Origin of the sequence: Kitasatospora sp. NPDC001547 (assembly GCF_042894165.1) — a bacterium.
Taxonomy (GTDB): Bacteria; Actinomycetota; Actinomycetes; order Streptomycetales; family Streptomycetaceae; genus Kitasatospora.
Genome location: NZ_JBIAVL010000045.1, coordinates 1 through 23,277, shown reverse-complemented (window position 1 = coordinate 23,277; position 23,277 = coordinate 1). Strand labels below are relative to the sequence as shown.

The 23,277-nt window shown below is 73.8% G+C and carries 21 protein-coding genes and 1 pseudogene; 15 read left to right on the top strand and 7 right to left on the bottom strand.

From position 1 onward, the window contains the following. Nucleotides 1–138 precede the first annotated feature (138 nt). Nucleotides 139–420 (bottom strand): HPr family phosphocarrier protein, encoded by a 282-nt coding sequence (locus tag ACFY0X_RS36420; RefSeq protein ID WP_359817494.1) that lies wholly within the window; start codon nt 418–420, stop codon nt 139–141. Nucleotides 421–649: 229 nt separating this feature from the next. Here ACFY0X_RS36420 and ACFY0X_RS36415 point away from each other — a divergent pair, with 229 nt between their 5' ends. From ACFY0X_RS36415 to ACFY0X_RS36400, 4 genes are all read left to right on the top strand, one after another. Further along, entirely contained in the window at nt 650–3,466 is a 2,817-nt protein-coding gene (locus ACFY0X_RS36415; protein ID WP_387760804.1) for a GNAT family N-acetyltransferase, read from the top strand. Between the two features lie 91 nt (nt 3,467–3,557). Then, the gene (locus ACFY0X_RS36410; protein ID WP_355254021.1) at nt 3,558–4,157 is read left to right on the top strand and encodes a DUF5998 family protein; all 600 of its coding nucleotides are present in this window, start codon (nt 3,558–3,560) and stop codon (nt 4,155–4,157) included. Nucleotides 4,158–4,201: 44 nt separating this feature from the next. Next, nucleotides 4,202–5,389 (top strand): alkaline phosphatase family protein, encoded by a 1,188-nt coding sequence (locus tag ACFY0X_RS36405; RefSeq protein ID WP_387760803.1) that lies wholly within the window; start codon nt 4,202–4,204, stop codon nt 5,387–5,389. Nucleotides 5,390–5,459: 70 nt separating this feature from the next. Then, on the top strand, nt 5,460–6,116 hold the full coding sequence (locus ACFY0X_RS36400; RefSeq protein ID WP_387760802.1) for a thymidine kinase: 657 nt from the start codon (nt 5,460–5,462) through the stop codon (nt 6,114–6,116). A gap of 15 nt (nt 6,117–6,131) precedes the next feature. On the opposite strand, the gene ACFY0X_RS36395 is transcribed toward ACFY0X_RS36400, so the two are convergent. Continuing rightward, a complete protein-coding gene (locus ACFY0X_RS36395) occupies nt 6,132–6,875 on the bottom strand; it encodes a VOC family protein (RefSeq protein WP_387760806.1) in 744 nt (247 codons plus the stop codon). Nucleotides 6,876–7,146: 271 nt separating this feature from the next. Here ACFY0X_RS36395 and ACFY0X_RS36390 point away from each other — a divergent pair, with 271 nt between their 5' ends. After that, a complete protein-coding gene (locus tag ACFY0X_RS36390) occupies nt 7,147–8,025 on the top strand; it encodes a sulfurtransferase (protein ID WP_387760801.1) in 879 nt (292 codons plus the stop codon). Between the two features lie 63 nt (nt 8,026–8,088). Here ACFY0X_RS36390 and sepH read toward each other — a convergent pair whose 3' ends face one another. Continuing rightward, nucleotides 8,089–9,171, bottom strand: a complete 1,083-nt coding sequence (gene sepH, locus ACFY0X_RS36385; protein ID WP_387760800.1) for a septation protein SepH — start codon at nt 9,169–9,171, stop codon at nt 8,089–8,091. A 517-nt stretch (nt 9,172–9,688) separates the two neighbouring features. On the opposite strand from sepH, the gene ACFY0X_RS36380 reads away from it, so the two are divergent. Continuing rightward, nucleotides 9,689–10,573, top strand: a complete 885-nt coding sequence (locus ACFY0X_RS36380) for a hypothetical protein (protein ID WP_387760799.1) — start codon at nt 9,689–9,691, stop codon at nt 10,571–10,573. Between the two features lie 18 nt (nt 10,574–10,591). Here the strand turns inward: ACFY0X_RS36380 and ACFY0X_RS36375 are convergent, their stop codons facing one another. Both ACFY0X_RS36375 and ACFY0X_RS36370 read right to left on the bottom strand, forming a co-directional pair. After that, on the bottom strand, nt 10,592–11,914 hold the full coding sequence (locus ACFY0X_RS36375) for a D-arabinono-1,4-lactone oxidase (protein ID WP_387760798.1): 1,323 nt from the start codon (nt 11,912–11,914) through the stop codon (nt 10,592–10,594). A gap of 105 nt (nt 11,915–12,019) precedes the next feature. Further along, nucleotides 12,020–13,288: an MFS transporter gene (locus tag ACFY0X_RS36370; RefSeq protein WP_387760797.1), complete on the bottom strand. Its 1,269-nt coding sequence runs from the start codon at nt 13,286–13,288 to the stop codon at nt 12,020–12,022. Between the two features lie 130 nt (nt 13,289–13,418). Between ACFY0X_RS36370 and ACFY0X_RS36365 the strand changes: the two genes are divergently transcribed. Both ACFY0X_RS36365 and ACFY0X_RS36360 read left to right on the top strand, forming a co-directional pair. Then, complete coding sequence (locus ACFY0X_RS36365) at nt 13,419–14,561, top strand: ferrochelatase (protein ID WP_387760796.1); 1,143 nt, start codon at nt 13,419–13,421, stop codon at nt 14,559–14,561. Between the two features lie 110 nt (nt 14,562–14,671). Next, nucleotides 14,672–15,490: an inositol monophosphatase family protein gene (locus tag ACFY0X_RS36360; RefSeq protein ID WP_387760795.1), complete on the top strand. Its 819-nt coding sequence runs from the start codon at nt 14,672–14,674 to the stop codon at nt 15,488–15,490. A 158-nt stretch (nt 15,491–15,648) separates the two neighbouring features. Here ACFY0X_RS36360 and ACFY0X_RS36355 read toward each other — a convergent pair whose 3' ends face one another. After that, on the bottom strand, nt 15,649–15,834 hold the full coding sequence (locus tag ACFY0X_RS36355) for a hypothetical protein (protein ID WP_030057688.1): 186 nt from the start codon (nt 15,832–15,834) through the stop codon (nt 15,649–15,651). 441 nt (nt 15,835–16,275) lie between these two features. Between ACFY0X_RS36355 and ACFY0X_RS36350 the strand changes: the two genes are divergently transcribed. From ACFY0X_RS36350 to ACFY0X_RS36335, 4 genes are all read left to right on the top strand, one after another. After that, nucleotides 16,276–16,929 carry a response regulator transcription factor gene (locus tag ACFY0X_RS36350; protein ID WP_030057689.1) on the top strand — a complete coding sequence of 218 codons (654 nt, stop codon included), beginning with the start codon at nt 16,276–16,278 and terminating at the stop codon, nt 16,927–16,929. Between the two features lie 72 nt (nt 16,930–17,001). Next, complete coding sequence (locus ACFY0X_RS36345) at nt 17,002–18,300, top strand: sensor histidine kinase (RefSeq protein ID WP_387760794.1); 1,299 nt, start codon at nt 17,002–17,004, stop codon at nt 18,298–18,300. Between the two features lie 229 nt (nt 18,301–18,529). Beyond that, nucleotides 18,530–19,513: an acyl-ACP desaturase gene (locus ACFY0X_RS36340; RefSeq protein WP_387760793.1), complete on the top strand. Its 984-nt coding sequence runs from the start codon at nt 18,530–18,532 to the stop codon at nt 19,511–19,513. Between the two features lie 472 nt (nt 19,514–19,985). After that, complete coding sequence (locus ACFY0X_RS36335; RefSeq protein ID WP_030285479.1) at nt 19,986–20,285, top strand: DUF4193 domain-containing protein; 300 nt, start codon at nt 19,986–19,988, stop codon at nt 20,283–20,285. 323 nt (nt 20,286–20,608) lie between these two features. Here the strand turns inward: ACFY0X_RS36335 and ACFY0X_RS36330 are convergent, their stop codons facing one another. Continuing rightward, entirely contained in the window at nt 20,609–21,058 is a 450-nt protein-coding gene (locus ACFY0X_RS36330; RefSeq protein ID WP_387760792.1) for a DUF3093 domain-containing protein, read from the bottom strand. Nucleotides 21,059–21,193: 135 nt separating this feature from the next. On the opposite strand from ACFY0X_RS36330, the gene ACFY0X_RS36325 reads away from it, so the two are divergent. The 3 genes and pseudogenes from ACFY0X_RS36325 to ACFY0X_RS36315 all read left to right on the top strand — a co-directional run bounded on the left by ACFY0X_RS36325 (nt 21,194) and on the right by ACFY0X_RS36315 (nt 23,109). Continuing rightward, nucleotides 21,194–21,772, top strand: a complete 579-nt coding sequence (locus ACFY0X_RS36325; RefSeq protein WP_387760805.1) for a PaaI family thioesterase — start codon at nt 21,194–21,196, stop codon at nt 21,770–21,772. After that, nucleotides 21,769–22,303: pseudogene (dut, locus tag ACFY0X_RS36320) on the top strand (dUTP diphosphatase). Before ACFY0X_RS36325 ends, dut begins: the two are co-directional and overlap by 4 nt. A gap of 2 nt (nt 22,304–22,305) precedes the next feature. After that, nucleotides 22,306–23,109: a DUF3710 domain-containing protein gene (locus ACFY0X_RS36315; protein WP_387760791.1), complete on the top strand. Its 804-nt coding sequence runs from the start codon at nt 22,306–22,308 to the stop codon at nt 23,107–23,109. Nucleotides 23,110–23,277: the final 168 nt, after the last annotated feature.

Genomic DNA, 23,277 nt, shown 5'->3' with positions numbered 1-23,277 from the left:
GGTGGGGGGTGGGCGCCCCCCCCTTCTGGGTCGGCGGCCCCGCGGGGCCCCCCCCCCCCGGGGGGGGGGGGGGGCGGCCCCGCGGGCGGGGGCCGCCCCCCCCCCCCCCCCCCCCCCCGATCGGGCGGCTGCGGGGCCTCAGACCGCGGCGGGGAGCTCGTCGAGGCCCTCGGAGACGAGCTTGGCGAGGCGGTCGAGCGCGTCGTCGGCGTTCTCGGCGTCGGAGGCGAGGATGACCTCGTCGCCACCCTGGGCGCCCAGGCCGAGGAGGCCGAGCATGGAGGCGGCGTTGACCGGGTTGCCGCCCGGCTTGGCGATGGTGATCGGCACGCCGGTGGCCGTGACGGCCCGGACGAAGACGGAGGCGGGACGGGCGTGCAGGCCCTCGGCCCAACCGATGGTGACGCGGCGCTCAGCCATGAGACGTGCCTTTCCGGTGAAGCTGGTCACGGCCGTGCTCGGGGGGAGCGGGGGAAGCGGCCATGTTGTCTAGACCAGTGTTGCACGCAGGCGACCCCTGGGAACCGCCGCGTTCAGGACTTGTGATTGTTTCTTTTCGGGGCATAAACCCCGGTCGATGGTCCCGGTCCACCCTGCCGCGAGCACGCGACCGGCGCCATTCGGCTCGCCGCCGGATAACCTGACGAACGTGGAAGACCCCGCGGTGGCGAACCCCGAGCAACCCGACTATCCGCAGCACTGGGAAGCGGACATCCTGCTGCGCGACGGAGGCACGGCCCGGATCCGGCCGATCACGCCCGAAGACGCCGGACGGCTCGTGGAGTTCTACGAGCAGGTGTCGGAACAGTCGAAGTACTTCCGGTTCTTCGCCCCCTACCCGCGGCTCTCCGACAAGGACGTCCGCCGCTTCACCCACCACGACTTCGTGAACCGGGTCGGCCTCGCGGTGGTGGTCCGGGACCACTTCATCGCCACCGTCCGGTACGACCGGATCGACGCCGAGGGCCGCCCCTCCGAGACCGGCACCGACGCCGAGGTCGCCTTCCTGGTGCAGGACGCCCACCAGGGCCGCGGCGTGGCCTCCGCCCTGCTGGAGCACATCGCGGCGGTCGCGCAGGAGCGCGGCATCCGCCGCTTCCAGGCCGAGGTGCTGCCGGAGAACCGCAAGATGGTGAAGGTCTTCACCGACGCCGGCTACACCCAGCACCGCAGCTTCGCCGACGGCGTGGTGCACCTGGAGTTCGACCTCGAACAGACCGAGCGCTCGCTCGCCGTGATGCGCGCCCGCGAGCACCGCGCCGAGGCGCGCTCCGTGCAGCGGCTGCTCACCCCGCGCTCGGTGGCGGTGATCGGGGTCTCCCGCACCCCGCAGACCGTCGGCCGGGCCATCCTGCGCGACCTGCTGGGGGACGACGCCCCGGCCGACCGCCCGGTGTACGCGGTGAACCGCAACGCCGCGCCCGGTACCGAGCTGGACGGCGTCCCGCTCCACCGTTCGGTTCTGGACATTCCCGGACCGGTGGACCTCGCGGTGATCGCCGTCCCCGAGGGCGCCGTCCCGGCCGTCGTCGCCGAGTGCGGCGCCCACGGGGTGCAGGGCCTGGTGGTGGTCACCGCCGGCTACGCGGAGACCGGTCCGGAGGGCCGGGACCGCCAGCGCGCGCTGGTTCGCCAGGCGCGCGCGGCCGGCATGCGGGTGATCGGCCCGAACGCCTTCGGCCTGATCAACACCGACCCCCGGCACCCGCTGAACGCCTCGCTCGCCCCGCGCCTGCCCGGCCGCGGCGGCTTCGGGATCTTCTGCCAGTCCGGCGCGATCGGCGTGGCCCTGCTGGAGGCCGCCCACAAGCGCGGTCTCGGCGTCTCCTCCTTCGCCTCGGTCGGCAACCGGTCCGACGTCTCCGGCAACGACTTCCTCCAGTACTGGGCCGAGGACGAGGCCACCCGGGTGGTGCTGCTCTACCTGGAGTCCTTCGGCAACCCGCGCAAGTTCACCCGGATCGCCCGCCGGCTCGCCGCCGTCAAGCCGGTCGTGGTGGTCAAGGGAGCCCGGCACACCGGCAGCCTGCCGCCCGGCCACGCCGTCCCCGCCACCGCCACCGGCCTGCGCGACGCCACCGTGGACGCGCTGTTCGAACAGGCGGGCGTCACCCGGGTGTCGACCATCACCGAGCTGTACGACACCGGCGAGCTTCTGGCCCAGCAGCCGCTGCCGCCGGGGGACCGGGTCGCGGTGGTCGGCAACTCCGACTCGCTCGGCCTGCTCACCTACGACGCCCTGCTGGGCGCCGGCCTGCGCCCCCGCACACCCGTCGACCTCACCACCGCCGCGACCGGCGAGAACTTCCGGATCGCCCTGGACGTCGCGCTCGCCGACCCGGCCGTGGACGCGGTGATCGCCGTCGCCATCCCGCCGATCGGCACCTCCGCCCACGCCTTCATGGGCGGCCGGCTGACCGGCGAGGACGACCCCGCGATGGGCTCGGACGACCCGGAGATCGCCGCCGCCCTGCTGGAGGCCGGAAGCCGCGCCCGGGAGCTGGGCAAGCCGCTGCTGCTCACCCACCTGGCGCTGACCGACCTCCCGGTCCGGCTGCGCCCCGGCGGCATCCCCGCGTACGCGGCGCCCGAGCGGGCCGTGCACGCCCTCGCCCACGCCGTGCACTACGCGCAGTGGCGCCGCCGCACGGCCCAGGCGGAGGAGACGGCGCGCGTCCCCGAGCTGGACCGGATCGACGAGCCCGGCGCCCGCCGCCTGGTGGAGGCGGCGCTGAGCACCCGGGCCGCGATCGCCGCCCGCACCCAGCCCGGCGGCGCCCGGATCACCCTGCCGGAGGCGGAGGCCCAGGAGCTGCTGGCCCGCTACGGGATCGACGTCTCGCCGGTGCGGCCGGCCCCGGACGAGGAGAGCGCGGCGGCGGCGGCCGGGGCACTCGGCTACCCGGTGGCCCTCAAGGCGACGGCCCCGCACCTGCGCCACCGCCCCGACCTGGGCAGCGTCCGGCTGGACCTGACCGACGAGGCGGTCCTGCGCCGCGCCCACCGCGAGCTGGACGCGCTGCTCGGCGGCGCCGCGCAGGCCGAGCTGGTCGTCCAGCGGATGGCACCGCGCGGCGTGGACACCGTGATCGCCGCCACGGTGGACCCGGCGGTCGGCGCGATCCTGTCCTTCGGCCTGGCCGGCGCACCGGCCGAACTGCTGGGCGACACGGCGCACCGGCTGGTTCCGGCCACCGACCAGGACGTCGCCGGGCTGATCCGGGAGGTCCGGGCGGCGCCGCTGCTGTTCGGCTGGCGCGGCGCCGAGGCGGTGGACACCGACGCTCTGGAGGAACTGCTGCTCCGGGTGTCGCAGCTGGTGGACGACGTGCCGGAGATCGCCTCGGTGGACCTCGAACCGGTGGTCGTCGCCCCGCACGGACTGGCGATCCTGGGGGCGCGGGTGCGGGTCGCACCCCTGCCGGTCCGCAGCGATCTGGGCCCGCGCGCGATGAGCACGCTGTAACCTTCCTTGGTTGCGCCCTGCCCGGGCGCTGTTGTCCGAAGCTCGGCGCCGTGCCGCCCGCTTCGTCGGCGGACCATGCCAGGATGGAGATATGGCGAAGACCGGTACCACCACCACTCAGGACCTGCGCTCGGCTATCGAGCGCAGCGGCTACTACCCGGCCCTGGTGTCCGAGGCGGTCGAGTCCGCGGTGGGCCCGGAGCCGATCAGCTCCTACCTGGTGCACCAGGAGACGACCTTCGACGCCAACGAGGTGCGCCGGCACGTGACGGTGCTGGTGCTCACCCCGACCCGGTTCGTGGTGAGCCACACGGACGAGCAGTCGGGGGCCGAGGGCAGCCCGGCGGTGCCGTTCGCGACCACGTCGACGGAGAGCGTCCGGCTCGACCGGATCGGCTCGGTCGTGGTGAGCCGGATGGTGGCGAACCCGGAGACGTACACCCCGGGCACCCTGCCGCGCGAGGTGGTGCTGACGATCGGCTGGGGCGCGGTGCAGCGCCTGGACCTGGAGCCGGCCGGCTGCTCCGACCCGAACTGCGAGGCGGACCACGGCTACACCGGCTCGGCCACGGCCGACGACCTCTCCCTGCGGGTGAGCGAGGCCGGTGACGGCCCGGAGACGGTGGCCCAGGCGCTGGTGTTCGCGCGGGCGCTGTCCGACGCGACGATCAGCAACGGCCCGCGGGTCTGAGTCCCACCGCTTCCGACCGCCCGCACCGCTACGAATCCGGTTCCATGTCCTTCGTTCCTGCCGACGGCTACGACGCCTTCGAGATCCTTGACCCGGCCACGGCCCCCGCGCCCCCGTACGGCAGCGGTTCGCTGTGCGACCTGCTGCCCTCGGTGGCGGCGGGGCTCGGCGTCCCCGGGTTCACCGCGACGCTCCCGATCGCCCCGGCGGACCGGGTGGTGGTCTTCCTGGTGGACGGCCTGGGCTGGGAGCTGCTGCTGCGCCACCCCGAGTACGCGCCGTTCCTGTCCTCGCTCGCCGGCAGCTCGATGGGCGGCAGCGGCCGTCCGCTGACCGCGGGCTTCCCGTCGACCACGGCGACCTCGCTGGCCTCGGTCGGCACCGGCACGCCGCCGGGCCTGCACGGCCTGGCCGGGTACACGGTGGCGGTGCCGGGCGCCGGCTACCTGATGAACCAGCTGCGCTGGCAGCCGCCGACCGAGCCGCACGCCTGGCAGCCGTACCCGACGGTCTTCGAGCGCACCCACCAGGCCGGGGTGGCGACCGCGCAGGTCTCCTCCCCGCTGTTCGCCCAGACCCCGCTGACCAGGGTGGCGCTGTCCGGCGGCACCTTCCTCGGCCGCACCACGGGCGAGGAGCGGATGGACCAGGCGGCGGCCTGGCTGGCCGAGCACGACCGGGCGCTGGTGTACACCTACGTCAGCGAGCTGGACGGCGCGGGCCACCGCTTCGGGGTCGACTCGGACGAGTGGCGGATGACGCTGGACGCGGTGGACCGGCTGGCCCGCCGGCTGGCCGAGCAGCTGCCGCCGCGCTCGGCGATGTACGTGACGGCCGACCACGGCATGATCGACATCGCGCCGGAGGACCGGATCGACTTCGACGAGGACTGGGAGCTGGGCGCCGGCGTCGCCCTGCTCGGCGGCGAGGGCCGGGCCCGGCACGTGTACGCGGTGCCGGGCGCCGCCGCCGACGTGCACACGGTCTGGAGCGAGGTGCTGGGCGACCGGATGTGGGTGGCCACCCGGGACCAGGCGATCGCGGCGGGCTGGTTCGGCCCGGCCGTGGACGAGCGGGTGTACGCCCGGATCGGCGACGTGGTCGCCGCGGCGCGCGACGACATCGCGATCGTCGCCTCCCGCAACGAGCCCGGCGAGTCCACGATGATCGGTCTGCACGGTTCGATGACCCCGGTCGAGCAGTTCGTGCCGCTGCTCGAGGTCCGCGGCTGACCGGGCCGTACCGCCCAATTGACTTATCTGTGCCCGAACTCCCTTGATTTGAAAGGCCTTTGCTCCACCCATGGCTGAACTGGTGTTCTTCTCGGGCACGATGGACTGCGGCAAGTCGACGCTGGCGCTGCAGATGGACCACAACCACACCGCGCGCGGCCGGCAGGGCGTGATCCTCACCCGCAACGACCGGGCGGGCGAGGCGACGATCTCCAGCCGGCTGGGCCTGCGCGCCGACGCGGTCGAGGTGACGGACGACTTCGACTTCCACGCGCACGTGGTGCACCGGCTCTCGGCCGGCGGCCGGGTGGACTACCTGATCTGCGACGAGGCGCAGTTCTTCGCCGCCGAGCAGGTCGACCAGCTGGCCCGGGTGGTGGACGAGCTGGACATCGACGTCTACACCTTCGGCATCACCACCGACTTCCGCACCCGGCTGTTCCCGGGCTCGCAGCGGCTGATCGAGCTGGCCGACCGGGTGGAGGTGCTCCAGGTCGAGGCGCTGTGCTGGTGCGGTGCGCGGGCCACCCACAACGCCCGTACGGTCGGTGGGGTGATGGTGGTCGAGGGCGCCCAGGTGGTGGTCGGCGACATCTCGGTGGACCAGGACGAGGTCGGCTACGAGGTGCTGTGCCGCCGCCACCACCGCCGCCGGCTGACCGCCGCGACGGCGCGCGCCTCGGTGCTCTCCCCGGACGTGCTCCCCTTCGAGGAGCAGCAGGTCTGACGGCGGGCCCCCGCCCTAGGGGGCCGCTTCCAGGACGGAGAAGTGCCCGCCCTGCGGGTCGGCGAGCCGGGCGGCCCGGCCGCGGGCGGTGTCGTGCGGTTCGACCAGGACCCGGCCGCCGAGCTCGACGGTGCGACGGGCGGTCAGCTCGGCGTCGCGGACCGCGAAGTGGGTGCGCCAGCGCGGCGGGTGGCCGCGCAGCTCGGCGCGGTGCCGGATGCCGGCGACCGGACGCCCGTGCACCAGCAGCGCGCTCTCCTCCGTGGCGGAGCGGACCGGGCGGTCGAGCACGGCGGAGTAGAAGGTGGCCGCGCCCGGCGCGTCGGGCGTGAGCAGTTCGGCCCAGGCCGGGGCGCCCGGCTCGCGGCCGGCCTCCCGGCCGAGGTGCTCCTCGCCCTGCCAGAGGCCGAAGACGGCGCCGGAGACGTCGGCGGCGATGGCCATCCGCCCGGCGCGCTCGGCCTGGAGCGGCCCGACGGCGACGGTTCCGCCGCACTCGCGGACGAGTTGGGTGGTGCGGTCGGCGTCGTCCACGGCGAAGTAGGTGGTCCACTGCACCGGGAAGCCGGTGGCGGTGGAGACGCCGAGGCCGGCCACCGGCGCCCCGTCGAGCTCGGCCCGGACGTAGTCGCCGAGCTGGCCGGGCCCGGGCGTGTACGTCCAGCCGAGCAGGGCGCCGTAGAAGGCGCGGGCGCCGGGCAGGTCGTCGGTCAGCAGGCTGACCCAGCAGGGCGTGCCCTGGGCCAGTCGGAGTTCCACCGCGGGCAATGCGGGCCTCCTCGTGGGTGGTCGGCGCACGGAGATCCCTGCGCGAGGGTGATGCTTCCACCCTGGGGGTCGCCCAACCCCCGGGCCGCGCGGAAAGTGCGGCAAAGACCCCACAAAGAGCGGTGGGCCGGGGCGTTCGCTGCGGATTTCCGCCGCCTTCTGCCGTCTTCCGTCGGATTCCGTCGTGTCCCGTCGGTCCGGGCGGCGGTGGAGGATCCGGATGCCCCCGCCGCCCGGGCCGCGCTGCGCGACAATGTCCGCCATGACCACCACCTACAACGACGGTTCCCCGCTGATCTCCGCGGCCGGGCTGCGGGAGGCGCTGGCCTCCGCGCTGCCGCCGGTGCTGCTGGACGTGCGCTACCAGCTGGTCGGCGCCGCGCCGGGAGGCCCGACCGCGGCCGAGGAGTACCGGGCCGGTCACCTGCCCGGCGCCCACTTCGTCGAGCTGGACCGGGACCTGGCCGCCGCGCCCGGCGCGCCCGGCCGGGGCGGGCGCCACCCGCTGCCGGACCCGGAGGAGTTCGGCGCGGCGATGCGCCGCTTCGGGGTGAGCGCCCGGCGCCCGGTCGTGGTCTACGACGGCGCGGCCTCGATGGCGGCGGCCCGGGCCTGGTGGCTGCTGCGCTGGGCCGGCCACCGGGACGTCCGGGTGCTGGACGGCGGCTTCGCGGCCTGGCAGGCGGCCGGGCTGCCGGTGACGACCGAGCTGCCGGAGCCCGGGGAGGGCGACTTCAAGCCGGTGCCGGGGCAGCTGCCGACGGTGGACGGGGACGGCGCCGCGGCCTGGGCGCGCGGCGGCCTGCTGCTGGACGCCAGGTCGGGGGAGCGCTACCGGGGCGAGACCGAGCCGGTGGACCCGCGGGCCGGGCACATCCCGGGCGCGGTCTCGGCGCCGACGGCCGGGAACGTCGGCCCGGACGGCAGGTTCCTCCCGGCCGCCGAGCTGGCCGCCCGGTTCCGGGCGCTGGGCGCGGGGGAGCGGGAGACCGCGGTGTACTGCGGTTCGGGGGTGACGGCGGCGCACCAGATCCTGGCGCTGGAGGTGGCGGGGCTGCCGGCCACGCTGTACCCGGGCTCGTGGAGCGAGTGGTCGAGCGACGGGGCGCGCCCGGTGGCGGTCACTGGGCAGCCGGGCTGATCCCCCGGGTACGCCGCAGGGGCGGGAGGCCGAGCCTCCCGCCCCTGCGGCGTACCGCCGGTGCTACTCCTGCTTCTTGCGCCGGCTGCCGAAGACGATCTCGTCCCAGCTCGGCACGGTGGCCCGGCGACCGGGCCGGACGCCGTCCGCCTCGGCCTGCCGGTCGGTGGTGCCGACCAGGCGGTCGCGGTGCGGGGCCACGGCGCGCGGCATCAGGATGTCGGCGTAGGCCGAGCCCGCGCCGACCGCCGGGGCGGCCGCCGCCGCGGCCGGCTCCTCGTTCTCCTCGGCGACCTCGGCGGGCACCGGCTCGATCGGGGCGGGGGCGCCGACGGCGAGGTCGCCGCGGAAGGCGGGGACCACGTCGAGCAGGCTGGTCAGCGAGTCCCGGGACTCGGCGGTGGCCTCCCGCGACTCGCGGACCTCGCGGGCCGACATGATGCGGTCGGCCGAGGGCCGGTCGATCATCGGGCGGGGCGGCCGGTCCTGGGGGAGCCGGGCGATCCGCGGGATGAACGGGAAGACCGACTCCTCCTCGCGCTCGACGTTCTCGCCGATCAGCGCGCGGGCCTCGTCGTCGTTGGGCTGGACCAGGCGCCGGGGCGGGTCGTACGTCCAGGAAGCGCTGCGGCCCTCGCCGTCGGCCCGGTAGGAGAGGATGACCTCCCAGGTGCCGTCGTCGCGCCGCCAGGAGTCCCAGCGTTCGGTCTCCTTCTCGGCGCCGCGCAGCGCGAGCCGCTCGGCGACGGCCTCGCCGAGCTGAGGGCCGGGGGACTCGCCGTTGCGGCGGATCGCGGTCTTGCGCGCGCGCTCGGCCATGAAGGCGCGCTCGGCGAGCACCGGGCCCTCGAAGCGGCGGACGCGGTCGACGGAGATCCCGGCGGCCTGGGCGACCTCCTCGGCGGAGGCACCGGCTCGTATCCGGGCCTGGATGTCCCGGGGGCGCAGATGGCTCTCGACCTCGATCTCGATCTGGCCGAGGCGCGGCCGGTCCCCGCGGATGGCGGCGCGTAGCCGCTCGTCGATGGGAAGGGTGTACTCCGTGCTGTCGGCAGCCTTGAGCACCAGCCGTGTGCCGTCGTTGCTGACGGCCACAACCCGCAGTTCGGGCACGGTTACCTCCCGGGTGGTGCCTGCCGACGTCACCTGCGTCGCTGCTCCCGTACTGAGTGTGGCCTGCCCACTCGCGACTGGCCACAACCTTGCTGAGTTCCCCGGCGTGTCGGGCGTATGCCCGTGCATGCCGCTGTGGCACGGTTGCCTTTTTGCCACGCCGTCGGTCGGCGTCGCGCCTGGGTGTCCCGGCCGTCCTCGCACGCGCAGTGAACGCGACGATCCGGGACGGGCGTCGCCGTGCGTGCCCGCTCCGTGGCTCCTCGTCAAGCTGTCGGTGTAGGCACAGTCGACAAGTCGACCCAAGGCTCGGGCTTTACGAACAGTACTCCATTCGTGGCATCCACAGGGGCGGCTCGCCGCTCAAGTCTCCCGCGATTCACGGGAATCTCAAGAGCGCGCTCCCCCAATGGCGGATGGCCGCCGGACGGACGGTGATCATCTTCACACAATCCGGGCGTGGAGAACCGCATTTTCGTCCCTTGTGTCCTTCTTTGGGCAAGATGGAGAGTCTTGTTCGAGGAACAGCCGTACGGACCGAGGGATGTTGATGCCGGAGCGGAGCCCCGCCGAGGAGGGCGGCAAGGCCAAGGAGGAGCGCAGGCGCATCGATCTGAGTGTGGCTCAGGTCGCGGCGAGTGCGCTGGCCACGGTGGTGGGTGCGCTGCTCGCCTCCGAACTGGGGGTGTACGGCACGATCCTGGGCGCCGCCGTGGTGAGCGTCGGGGCCACCACCGGCGGCGCGGTGTTCCAGCACCTCTTCAAGCGGACCGGCGAGCAGCTGCGCGGGGCGGTGGACCGGGGGCCGAACCGGACCGTCAACGCGCTGCGCCAGGTGCCGGTCGGCGCCGGCGAGCCCGGGCCGCGGGCGGAGCCGCCGGTGATCACCTCGGAGTGGAACGAGCCGCAGGTGGTGCGGGCGCGCCGGCGGTGGGGCTGGAGGACGTACGCGGCGGTGTCCGGGCTGGTCTTCCTGCTGGCGATGACGCCGATCGTGGCGTTCGAACTGGCCACCGGGCAGCCGGTGTCGGCGACGGTCAAGGGCGAGTCCGGCAACGGCACGTCCTTCGGCGGCTCGGTGACGCCCAGGTCGTCCCAGCAGCAGGACGACCCGGCGGACCGGCCGTCCCCGGGCGGCCGGCCGAGCCAGGACGCCACGCCGTCCGGCGGTGCCTCGGCTCCGGCGACCACCCGGCCGAGCCGGGGGCCGGGCGACACGCCGAGCGGCGGCGCCGGGACGGCCACGCCCTCGGCGGGCCCGAGCGCGACCCCGTCGGCCGGCGCCTCCCCGTCGGCGGGCGGCGGGAAGCCCAGCGGCGCGGCGAGCCCGCAGCCGCCGGCGCCGAGCGGCGTTCCGTCGAACGAACCGGCGAAGGAGCCGGCGAAGGCGCCGGTGGCCCCGCCGCCGGCCGACGGCACCGGCTCCACGTCCTAGCTAGGAGGGCGCGCGGAGCTAGGCGCCCAGCACCCGGCGCAGGTAGTCGTTGCCGAACACCCGCTGCGGGTCGACCTCGTCGCGCAGCGCGGTGAAGTCGGCGAAGTGCGGGTAGACGCCGGCTAGGTAGCCGGCGTCGCGGGTGTGCAGCTTGCCCCAGTGCGGCCGGCCCTGATGGGCGGTCATCAGCTGTTCGACGCCGGTGAAGTAGCCCTGGTCGGCGGTGCCCCGGTAGAGGTGGACGGCGATGTAGGCGCTGTCCCGGCCGGACGCGGTGGAGAGCCAGAGGTCGTCGGCGGGGGCGAAGCGCACCTCGACCGGGAAGCTGACCTTCCAGCCGGAGCGCTCGACCAGGGCCCTCAGCTCGCGGAGCACCTCGCCCACGGCCGCGCGCGGCACCGCGTACTCCATCTCCACGAAGCGGACCTTGCGCGGGCTGGTGAACACCTTGTACGCGGTGTCGGTGAAGCTGCGCTCGGACCAGGCCCGGCTGGCCAGCGAGGCGATCGAGGGGATCGAGCCGGGGAAGCGGCGGCCGACCCGGCAGGCGCCCTCCCAGACCGTGTTGGAGAGGAAGTCGTCCTCCAGCCACTCCTTGAACCGGGGCAGCGGGGCTGCCGGGCCCTGGCTGCGGTTGTTGCGCTTGGTGGCGCAGCGGTCGGTGTGCGGGAACCAGTAGAACTCGAAGTGCTCGTTGACGGCGGTGAGGTCGTCCAGGCGCTCCAGCACCTCGTCGAAGCCCATCGGCTGCTCGTGCGCGGTGAGCAGGAAGGCCGGCTCGACGCCGAAGGTGAGCGCGGTGATCACGCCGAGGGCGCCGAGGCCGAGCCGGGCGCCCTGGAAGAGCCGGGGGTTCTCGGTCGGGGAGCAGTGCCGGACGGTGCCGTCGGCGAGGACGATCTCCAGCGCGCGGATCTGGGCGGCCAGCGAGCCGGAGTCGCGGCCGGTGCCGTGGGTGCCGGTGCTGGTGGCGCCGGCCACGGTCTGGACCTCGATGTCGCCCATGTTGGTCAGCGAGAGGCCCTCGGCGGCGAGGAGCCGGTTGAGCCGGTGCAGCGGGAGGCCGGACTCGACGGTGACGGTGCCGGCCTCGCGGTCGATCCCGCGGACGGCGGTGAGCGCGTGCGGGCGGATCTGGACGCCGTCGCCGGCGGAGGCGATCGAGGTGAAGGAGTGGCCGGAGCCGACGGCCTTGACGGTGCGGCCCTGTTCGGCGGCCCGCCGGATCTCCCTGGCCAGTTCCTCCGCGGTGCCGGGGGCGGCGGTCCGGGCGGGCCGGGCGCTCTGGTTGCCGGCCCAGTTGGTCCACCGGGCGGGGGTCGCGGTACTGGCCTGCGGCATTGCGCTGCCTCCTGCTCCGTGGCCGAACGGGTCGGCGCGGTCCGGGGCGGCGCGGCCGCCCTACCCGCTGGTAGGGCCTGCGGGTAGGGCGAGAGACTAGTCAGTTCACCGTTCGGCGTCTACGGGTTGTCCGACCCCGTCGGCCGTCGCCGCGGCGGGCGTGCCGGAGGCCAGTCCGGCGCGCAGCCGGCCGAGGCCGGCGAGGGCGGCGACCACCCCGAGCAGGCCGGCGGCGACCGGCACCCAGTAGCCCGCGGCGGCGCCGGAGGCGTCGACCACCCAGCCGCCGGCCGAGGAGCCGGCCGCGACGCCGAGGGCCAGGCCGGTGGTGGTCCAGGTCATCCCCTCGGTCAGCTGGGCGGCCGGGACGAGCCGTTCGACCAGGGCCATCGCGGTGATCAGGGTGGGGGAGATGGCGATGCCGGCGACCAGCAGCGCGCCGCCGGCCGAGACCAGTCCGCCGATGCCGTGCACCGCGTGGGCGACCAGCACCAGCGGCACCATGCTGATCGCCATGAACAGGACGCCGCCGAGGAAGCGGACGGCCATCGAGCCGGTGAGCCTGAGGGTGCCGAAGACCACCCCGGCCAGGCAGGAGCCGAGGGCCCACAGGGCGAGGATCACGCTGGAGATCGACTTGTGGCCCTGGTCCTCGGCGAAGGCGACGGTGACCACCTCGACCGAGCCGAAGATCGCGCCGGTGGCGACGAAGGTCAGGATCAGCACCTGGAGGCCGCGGTTGAGGATGACCGAGCCGCCCTGGTGCCGGGCGGCCGGATGGACCGGCGGCTCGGTGGAGCGCTGCCCGGCGAACAGCAGGACGCCGACGGCGAGGAAGAGCCCGGCGAGCAGCACGCCGGCCTCGGGGAAGACGGAGGTGGCCAGGCCGATGGAGAGGATCGGGCCGACGATGAAGCAGACCTCGTCGACCACGGCCTCGAAGGAGTAGGCGGTGTGCAGCCTGCCGGCGTCCTCGCGGTAGAGGTGGGCCCAGCGGGCGCGGACCATCGCGCCCGTGCTGGGCATCACGCCCATGCCGGCGGCGAAGACGAACAGCGTCCAGTCGGGGGCGCCCAGCCGGGCGCAGAGCAGCAGGCCGGTGACGGCGACGACGGTGATCGCCATGGCGGGGACGATGATCCTGCGCTGGCCGTGCCGGTCCACCAGCCGGGAGACCTGGGGGCCGAGCACCGCGGCGGAGATCGCGAGGCAGGCGGAGACCAGGCCGGCGACCCCGTAGGAGCCTCTGAGCTGGGACAGCATGGTCACGATGCCGATGCCGGTCATGGAGATCGGCAGGCGGGAGACGAAGCCGGTGGAGGAGAAGGCCAGAGTGCCGGGGGCGGCGAATATCTGGCGGTAGCTGGACAGCACGGGAGCTCCGGGCGGGGAGTAAGGAACAAGGCTGGTGAACACAGCTTACGTACGTTGGCAAACGGTATTTTCCGGACACCCGCGCGGCCCCGGCGACGGCGCCCGCCCCCTCAGTGGCAGGATCGGTGCCATGTCCGACGCGCGCAATCCCTCCCCTTCCGGCGCCGCCCCGTACGACGCCCTGCTGCTGCTGTCCTTCGGCGGGCCCGAGGGCCCCGAGGACGTCGTCCCCTTCCTGGAGAACGTCACCCGCGGCCGAGGCATCCCCAGGGAACGGCTGAAGGAGGTGGGCAAGCACTACTTCATGTTCGGCGGGGTCAGTCCGATCAACGGGCAGAACCGCGAACTGCTCGCCGCGCTGCGCAAGGACTTCGCCGAGCACGGGCTGGACCTGCCGGTCTACTGGGGCAACCGGAACTGGGCGCCCTACCTGGTCGACACCCTGCGCGAGATGGCCGCCGACGGCCACCGCCGGATCGCCGTGCTCGCCACCAGCGCCTACGCCGGCTACTCCGGCTGCCGCCAGTACCGGGAGAACCTGGCCGACGCGCTGGCCGCGCTCGCCGAGGAGGGCGTGCCCGCCCTGCGGGTGGACAAGCTGCGGCACTTCTACAACCACCCGGGATTCGTCCAGCCGATGACCGACGCCGCCCTGGCCGCCCTGGACGAGCTGCCCGAGGCCGTCCGCCCCGGCGCCCGGCTGGCGTTCACCACCCACTCCATCCCGGACTCCATGGCCGAGACCTCCGGCGCCCCGGACGACCCGGCCCGCGGCGAGCCCGGCGGCGCGTACGTCGCCCAGCACCTGGACGTGGCCCGGCTGATCGCCGCCGCGGTGGCCGAGCGCACCGGCGTGGCCGACCGGCCGTGGGAGCTGGTGTACCAGAGCCGCAGCGGCGCCCCGCACACCCCGTGGCTGGAACCCGACATCTGCGACCACCTGGAGGCCCAGCACGCCGACGGCGCGCCCGCCGTGGTGATGGTCCCGATCGGGTTCGTCTCGGACCACATGGAGGTCAGGTACGACCTGGACACCGAGGCCGTCGCCAAGGCCGCCGAACTCGGCCTGCCGGTGGCCCGCGCCGCCACCGTCGGCGCCGACCCCCGGTTCACCGCCGCGGTGCGCGAACTCGTCCTGGAGCGGGCCGCCACCGAGCGCGGGGAGCGGGTGACCCGCTGCGCGCTCGGCGCGCTCGGCCCCAGCCACGACGTGTGCGCGGTGGCCTGCTGCCCCAACCCGCGCGCCCCGCGCCCGGCCGTCGCCGAGCGCTGAGCGCGGATCCCGGGCTTCCCGTCCGCCCCGCGCGTCCGGCAAGTCCCGTCCGATCCGTCCGTCCGTCTGATCCGTCCGATCCGTCGTCCGTCGTTCCGGAGGAGAACCCCGTGCCCACCCCCGCCCTGCCCGACGACCGGCTCCTCGACGACCTGCTGGAGGTCGCCCTGGACGCGGCCCGGCAGGCCGGCGCCCTGCTGCGCGACGGCCGCCCCGCCGACCTCGGCGTGGCCGGCACCAAGAGCAGCCCGGTCGACGTGGTCACCGAGATGGACCTCGCCTCCGAGAAGCTCGTCGTGGAGCTGATCACCGACCGCCGCCCGGAGGACGGCTACCTCGGCGAGGAGGGCGCCGAGCGGCCGGGCACCAGCGGCGTCCGCTGGGTCGTGGACCCGCTCGACGGAACGGTCAACTACCTCTACGGGCTGCCGTCCTGGGCGGTCAGCGTGGCCGCCGAGCTGGACGGCCGGGTGGTCGTCGGGGTGGTGTACGCCCCGGCCCGCGGCGAGCTGTTCCACGCCGTCCTGGGCCGTGGCGCCCGCCTGGACGGCCGGCCGGTCTCGGCCCGCCCGGCCCCGCCCTGGGGCCAGGCGCTGATCGCCACCGGCTTCAACTACGTCCAGCCGGTACGGGTGCGGCAGGCCGAGGTGCTGCTGGCGCTGATGCCGGAGGTGCGGGACGTCCGCCGGGGCGGGGCGGCCGCGGTGGACCTGTGCGACGTCGCCGCCGGGCGGCTGGACGGCTACTACGAGCGCGGCCTGGCCCCCTGGGACCGGGCGGCCGGCTGCCTGATCGCCGCCGAGGCCGGCGCGCTGGTCGGCGGCCGCCCCGGGCACGGGCCGGACCGCGAGCTGACCGTGGCCGCCGCCCCGGGGGTGTACGAGCCGCTGCAGGAGCGGCTGGCCGCGCTGCGCGCCTGGGCGGACTGACCGGTTCCGGCCGTGTCGCCCCGGACCCCCGGGGCGGCACGGCCCCGGACATGCGAAGAGCCCTGACATACGGGGGATGCCAGGGCCTGGGTTTCGCACGGCCCCCTCAGGGCCGCTGGTGCCGGAGGTCCGGCGACGGGTCGGTGGTGCCGAACGGGTCAGGCAGCGGTGCGGTGGCGCTCCAGCACCGTGTCCACGCCGTGCTCGGCTGCGAGTCGGCGGAGGTCGTCCAGCTCGGACTGCTCCACCTCGGCGAGGAACTCGTCCCCGGCCTCGATCGCGCGGTGCAGGTCCTGCTCGGCGTTGGCTATGCGCTGCAGGATTCCGGCCTTGAAGGCGTCCATACGGGCCCCCTTACTGTGTCGGACGTGCACGGTCGTGCGCTCTCCGCCCCGAGGAGGTCCAGCCGGTGAGAGCACCCGGGCCGGAGGGTGATGGATCTCCGGATGGGTGCGGAGAGGCCTTCGGCCGCTCCCGGTGATGTCCCAGCCCCAGGGCCGGCGCGGATGAACGCACGGCGGGTGGGTGCGACCGGCCGTCAGCCAGATCGCGGGTGTGCAGCTGTCCTCCCCGCCCCGGGGGCCGGGAAACCTCCGGGTGGAAGAAAGTTGCCCGTGTCACAGTCCAAACGGAATGATGCGGGTGCGAACGGTGGCCGACGCGGCCCCGGGGCCCGTGCCCGAGGGGCAGCTTATCGCTGCTTTACCGCAGGACCAGGCAGGATGGAGGCACCGTCGGAGCCGTGCGTCCGCTTCCGGGGCCGGCCTGGAGAAGGGACAACGACCGTGCGGGTTCTCGTCGTCGAGGACGAGCAGCTGCTTGCCGAGGCCGTCGCGACCGGCCTGCGCCGCGAGGCGATGGCCGTCGACGTGGTGTACGACGGGGAGGCCGCGCTCCAGCGCATCGCGGTCAACGACTACGACGTCGTCGTCCTGGACCGCGATCTTCCGCTGGTGCACGGGGACGACGTCTGCCGCAAGGTGGTCGAGCAGGGCCTGGCGACCCGGGTGATCATGCTGACCGCCTCCGGCGACATCAGCGACCGGGTCGAGGGCCTGGAGATCGGCGCGGACGACTACCTTCCGAAGCCGTTCGCCTTCAGTGAACTCGTCGCCCGGGTAAGGGCGCTGGGCCGCCGCGCGACCATCCCGCTGCCCCCGGTGCTGGAGCGGGCCGGCATCTCGCTCGACCCCGGCCGGCGTGAGGTGATCCGCGACGGACGCACCGTCCAGCTCGCGCCCAAGGAGTTCGCCGTGCTGGAGGTGCTGATGCGGGCCGGCGGCGCCGTCGTCTCCGCCGAGCAGCTCCTGGAGAAGGCCTGGGACGAGCACACCGACCCGTTCACCAACGTCGTGCGCGTCACCGTGATGACGCTGCGCCGCAAGCTCGGAGACCCGCCGGTGATCGTCACCGTGCCGGGCTCCGGCTACCGGATCTGACGACCGGAGTCCGCCCGCCCCGGACTCCCCGCCGTACGCGCCCGCCCCGGCGGACGCCCCGAGAGGACCATCATGACCACCCCGCCCCCCGCCGGCGGGGCCTCCGGCGCGCCCGCCGGGGGCCCACGTGCCGTCCCGCCGAAGCCCCTGACCCCGCCGCGCGTCCACCGCCCCGGGCCCTACGTCCCCGGCGACGGCATGCTCGCCTGGCTCCCCTTCCGCCCCACCATCCGGATGCGCCTCACCCTGCTGTACGGCGGGATGTTCCTGATGGCAGGCGTGGTGCTGCTGCTCCTGATGTACGTGTTCTTCCAGGACGCCGTCTCCTACCTGGCGCCGCGCCAGCTGTTCGTCGACGGCGGCATCCGTGTCACCACCCCTGACGGCACCGTTCGCACCATGGACTCCGCGGCGTTCAACCAGTGGCAGGCCGCCGACTACCTGGGCCGCTCCGACTCCGCGCTCAACACCCTGCTGCGCAAGTCGCTGACCATGCTGGTCTGCCTCGCCGTGATCGCCTTCGCCGCCGGCTACGCGATGGCCGGCCGGGTGCTGCGACCGCTCGGCCGGATCACCCGCACCGCCCGTGACGTGGCCTCCTCCGACCTGCACCGCCGGATCGAGCTGGACGGCCCGGACGACGAGCTCAAGGAACTCGCCGACACCTTCGACGGCATGCTGGACCGGCTGGACCGCTCCTTCGACTCCCAGCGCCGCTTCGTCGCCAACGCCTCGCACGAGCTGCGCACCCCGCTGGCGATCAACCGCACCCTGCTGGAGGTCCAACTCTCCGACCCGGCCGCCTCGTCGGACCTCCAGCAGCTCGGGAAAACCCTGCTGGCCACCAACGAGCGCAGCGAGCAACTGGTCGAGGGCCTGCTGCTGCTCGCCCGCAGCGAGAACGAGCTGACCGACCGGCGCCCGGTGGAGCTGTCCGAGGTGGCCACCCGGGCGCTGGAGCAGAGCCGGGGCGAGGCCGACAAGCGCGAGGTCGAGCTGCGCTCGAAGCTCGATCCGGCCATGGTCGGCGGCAACGGCGTACTGCTGGAGCGGCTCGCGCTGAACCTGCTGCAGAACGCCGTCCGCTACAACACCGCGGGCGGCTGGGTCGAGCTGGCCACCACCGCGGTGCCCGGCGGCGGCGAGCTGGTGGTCTCCAACACCGGCCCGGTGGTGCCCGGGTACGAACTGGAGCACATCTTCGAGCCGTTCCGCCGGATCAAGGGCGCCGACCGCACTCGCAGCGACAAGGGGGTCGGGCTCGGCCTGTCCATCGTCCGCTCGGTGGTGCGCGCGCACGGCGGCACCATCGAGGCCACCCCGCGCTCCGGCGGCGGTCTCACCATGCGGGTTCGCATCCCCTCCCCGTAAGGGGCCGACGCCCCTTTCGCGGGCGACAGTTCCCAGCCGCCCCCGCCAGGCCCGTCAAGACGACATAAGGCCTGGCGGGGGCGGCTTGTCATTTGCGGTCCGAGCAACTTACGGTGTCGTAACCTACGCAACCGTAGGTGAATCCGTCGGCGGACCGTCGACGGGTCGAACGATGTGTCCCAGTCCCCGCGCCCGTCCCAGCGCGTGCCGTCCCCTCAGGAGCAAGACCTTGACCATCGCCCCTGTGCAGAGCAGCTCTCCGCTCGTCGCGAGCGGCTGGACCGACGCGCGGCTGATCCTCGCCCTCGAGGAGGTCGTGGAGACCGAGCTCAACCGCCACCTGGGCGTGGCCAAGGAGTGGATGCCGCACGAGTTCGTCCCGTGGAGCCAGGGCCGCGACTTCGACGGCGTGCTGGGCGGCGAGGCCTGGTCGCTGGAGCAGTCCCGGGTGACCCCGGTGGGCCGGGTGTCGCTGGTGGTCAACCTGCTCACCGAGGACAACCTGCCGAGCTACCACCACGAGATCGCGACCATGTTCGGCCGCGAGGGCGCCTGGGGCACCTGGGTGCACCGCTGGACGGCCGAGGAGGGCCGCCACGGGATAGCCATCCGCGACTACCTGCTCGCCACCCGGGCGGTCGACCCGGTGGAGCTGGAGCGGGCCCGGATGAGCCACATGTCCGAGGGCTTCGAGTCCGACAACTCGCACAGCATGCTGCACTCGGTCGCGTACGTGGCCTTCCAGGAGCTCGCCACCCGCATCGCGCACCGCAACACCGGCAAGTACGCCGGCGACCCGCTCTGCGAGCAGCTGCTGGCGAAGATCGCCAACGACGAGAACCTGCACATGGTCTTCTACCGGAACCTGCTGAAGGCCGCCCTGGAGATCGCCCCGGACCAGGCCATGCGGGCCGTCGCCGACGTGGTCACCGAGTTCCGGATGCCCGGCCACGGCATCCCCGGCTTCGAGCGCGCGGCCGCGCAGATCGCCATCGGCGGGGTGTACAACCTGCGCATCCACCACGACGACGTGCTCCAGCCGGTGCTGCGCCACCTCAAGGTGATGGAGATCGGCGGCCTCGGCCCCGAGGGCCTGCTGGCGCAGAACGAGCTGGGCGTGTTCCTGGACGGGCTGGACGGTCAGGCCCGGAAGTTCGAGGAGCGCCAGGCCGCCCTGCTGGCGCGTCGCGAGGCCCGGCGGAACGCCGGCTGAGGCGCGGCGACGTACGGTCGGAGTGGGTGGATTTTCCGCGATTTGCCCTGGAAGATTCTGAACGTGACCAAGCTCACACCGTGTCGCTCCACGATTCCGGGCAACCCCGGAGAGTGATCACCTGATCAGGGGTGCCGATCGCCGTCCGTGATCGGTTTTCGACCCCCGCCCGGTCCGCCGGATCGGTCGGCATCCCTGATGGACAAGGGATTTCGTAGGCGTCCGAAACCGTCGTGCTCACTGTGCGTGGTCGGTCAACCGGGCCCGGGGAGGGCCGGCGATGGCCCAGCGTGAGGCCTTCCACAGCCCCGGGGATCACCCCGATGGAGCCCGGGCTGAGTGTCGATTGAGTAACAGGGCTTGAAGTAAGGCAAAATCTCCGCCTCGGGTCGGGCACAAGACCGACCCCCCATGCGTTACGTGCGCTGGAGATACCGCACACACCGCACAACCCGGAGGGGGAGAGCGAAAAATGGCAACCGACTACGACACCCCACGCAAGACCGACGACGAGCTCAACGAAGACAGCATCGAGGAGCTCAAGGCTCGGCGGAACGACAAGGGCGGCAGCTCTGTCGACGTCGACGAGTTCGACGCCGCCGAGGGCATGGAGCTCCCCGGTGCCGACCTCTCGAACGAGGAGCTCGCCGTCCGCGTCCTGCCCAAGCAGGCCGACGAGTTCACCTGCATGAGCTGCTTCCTGGTGCACCACCGCAGCCAGCTGTACAGCGAGAAGAACGGCAACCCGATCTGCCGGGACTGCGGCGCCTGAGCACCGCGGCGGACAGGGCCCGGGGCCCGCGGCTGCGCCCGCGGGACCGGCACACCGCTCCTTCCGGCCCCGGGCAGCGGGGCCGGACGGCAGGTCCGGGTACCGTCCGGCTGGACGGGCCCGACAGGACGGCGTCGGCCGGCGCATCGGCCAGGACAAAGTCGTAGGGACGGTCCCGCAGCAGCGGAACCGTCCCTCTCCGTTTGTCCGGCCTCTTCCGTCCGGCCCGTTCCGGTCTGGCCTCTTCCGTCCGGCCCGTTCCGGTCCGGCCTCTTCCGTCCGGCCCGTTCCGGTCCGGCCGGCTCCCGGCCGGCCGGACCGCCTCAGGTGCGGGCGCCGCGCCGGGCGTCCTCCAGCGCCTCCGCCAGCTTCATCGGCGAGCGGGTCGACAGGTAGAGGTACGGCGTCGGGTCGGCCGGATCGGTCACCTCGATCCGCAGCGCCGTCGGGACGTAGCTGCGCAGCAGCATGAAGGCGCGCGGATCGGCCTTGGGGCCGCGCCAGGCAGCCGCCTCGGCGGGGCTCAGCGCCTGCGCGTCGCCGAGCGCGTCCACCGGGATCCGGGCCGGACCGGCCACCAGCGAGCCCTGGACCACGCGGATGCGGGCCGAGCCGTAGCCGCTGATCGCCACCGCGCCGGCGGCGATGCCGACCACCAGCCCGATCAGCGCGGCCGGACCGCTGACCCGGATCAGGATCAGCGCGAGCGTGAAACCCACCGCGATCGGGAGCAGCCACCAGGAACGCGGCACCGTGAGCCGTTCGTCGTACATGCCCCCCATTGTGGTCGCCCTGACGTCCGGCAGGGGACGCCACCCCCACGGCGGCCGCCCTACCCCTGGGTAGGGTGGGGCCCCGTGACCGGTACGACAGCCCCCAGCACCCCCGACGACCGGCCGGCGCCCCCCATGCCGCCGTCCCCGACCACGCCGCCGCCGGACGCCGTCCTGCCGGCGCGCCACCCCCAGGCGCCCGCCCCCGGCACCCGGCTCGGCTCGCACTACGAGCACTGCTTCGGGTGCGGCCCGCAGCACCCCGGCGGCCTGCGGATCGACGCGGTCGCCGGCGAGGGGCTCGTCGTCACCGCCGAGTTCCCCGTCCGCGACGTCCACCAGGGCGGCCCCGGCCTGGCCCACGGCGGGCTGCTGACCACCGCCATGGACGAGACCCTCGGCGCGCTCAACTGGCTGCTGCACGCCCCCGCGGTGACCGGCCGGCTGGAGACCGACTTCCTCAGCCCGGTGCCCGTCGACTCGGTGCTGCACCTGCGCGCCTGGATCACCGGAGTGCACGGCCGCAAGATCTACAGCGCCGCCGAGGCGCGGATCGGCGGGCCGGACGGGCCGGTCGCCGTACGTGCTCAGGCGCTCTTCGTCCAGGTGAAGCTGGAACACTTCACCACGCACGGTCGTCCCGAGGACATCGGGAAGGTCCTCGACGACCCGGATCTGATGAAGCGCGCACGAGCCTTTGAGGTGAACCCTTGAGCGACACCCCCCGTCCGCAGCTGGACGTCCTGATCAAGCGCATCGACCCCGAGCTGCCGCTGCCGGCCTACGCGCAGCCCGGGGACGCCGGTGCCGATCTGCGGACCACCGTCGACGCCGAGCTGGCCCCCGGTGAGCGGATCGTCCTGCCCACCGGCATCGCCATCGCCCTGCCGGACGGCTACGCGGCCTTCGTCCACCCGCGGTCCGGTCTGGCAGCTCGTTGCGGCGTTGCCCTCGTGAACGCCCCGGGGACGGTCGATGCCGGGTACCGTGGAGAGATCAAGGTGATCGTCGTCAATCTGGACCCGCGCGAGGGGGTCAGCTTCCGCCGAGGGGACCGGATCGCCCAGCTGGTGATCCAGCAGGTCGAGAAGGCCCGTTTCCACGAGGTGGAGGAGCTGCCTGGGTCGGCACGCGCCGAGGGCGGGTTCGGGTCGACCGGCGGCCATGCCGCGGTCTAGCATTCCCGCGGCCTCGCAGGAAGCCGAGCAGGTATTCGCATCGGTCTTGGACCGGGAAGGACAGTGACCGTGTTCCGTCGTCGCCAGAAGAGCGAGGACGCTGTCGAGCAGCTCGCCGACGACGCCATCAGCGCCGACGAGACGGCCGATGACGTCGAAGGTTCCGCCGAGAGCGAGAACGTGACCGACCTGGACCCGGCCGACAGGGTCGGCCTGCCTCCGGCTCCCCGGCCGGACGGTCCGTGGGACCACTCCGAGCTGGAGAACCCCGAGGAGGGACGAGTCGACCTCGGGGGTCTGCTGGTCCCCGGTGTCGAGGGCATGGAGCTGCGCGTCGAGGTCGCCGGTGACGCGATCGTGGCCGCCACCCTCGTGCTCGGCAACAGCGCCATCCAGCTCCAGGCCTTCGCGGCTCCGAAGTCGGAGGGCATCTGGGGCGAGGTCCGCGAGGAGATCGCCAACGGCATCACCTCGCAGGGCGGGATCATCGAGGAGGAGGAGGGCCCGCTCGGCTGGCACCTCCGCGCCCAGGTCCCCGTGCAGCTGCCGGACGGCACCCAGGGCGTGCAGCTGGTCCGGTTCGTCGGCTGCGACGGTCCGCGCTGGTTCCTGCGCGGCGTGATCTCGGGCCAGGCCGCGGTGCAGCCGGAGATGGCCGGAATCCTGGAGCAGGTCTTCCGGCAGACGGTCGTCGTGCGCGGCGAGTCCCCGATGGCTCCGCGTGACCCGATCGTCCTGAAGCTTCCCGAGGACGCCCAGATGGTCGCCGACGGTGGCGGGGCGGCCGCCGCCGCGGGCGAGGGCGAGAACCGCTTCGGCGGCACCGCGCTCGACCCGTTCGCACGCGGCCCGGAGATCACCGAGGTCCGCTGACCCGGCTCCGGCCGGCTCTGATCGGCATCGATCGCCCCTGCCCGGGCTCCGGGGCAGGGGCGATTTGCATGTAGCGGGCCCGTCCCCGTACAGTTCCGGAGTCGCCGCGGGAGACCGGGGCGGCAAAGCGGAAAGCGAATCCGATGAATGAAACTCCGGAAAACGGGG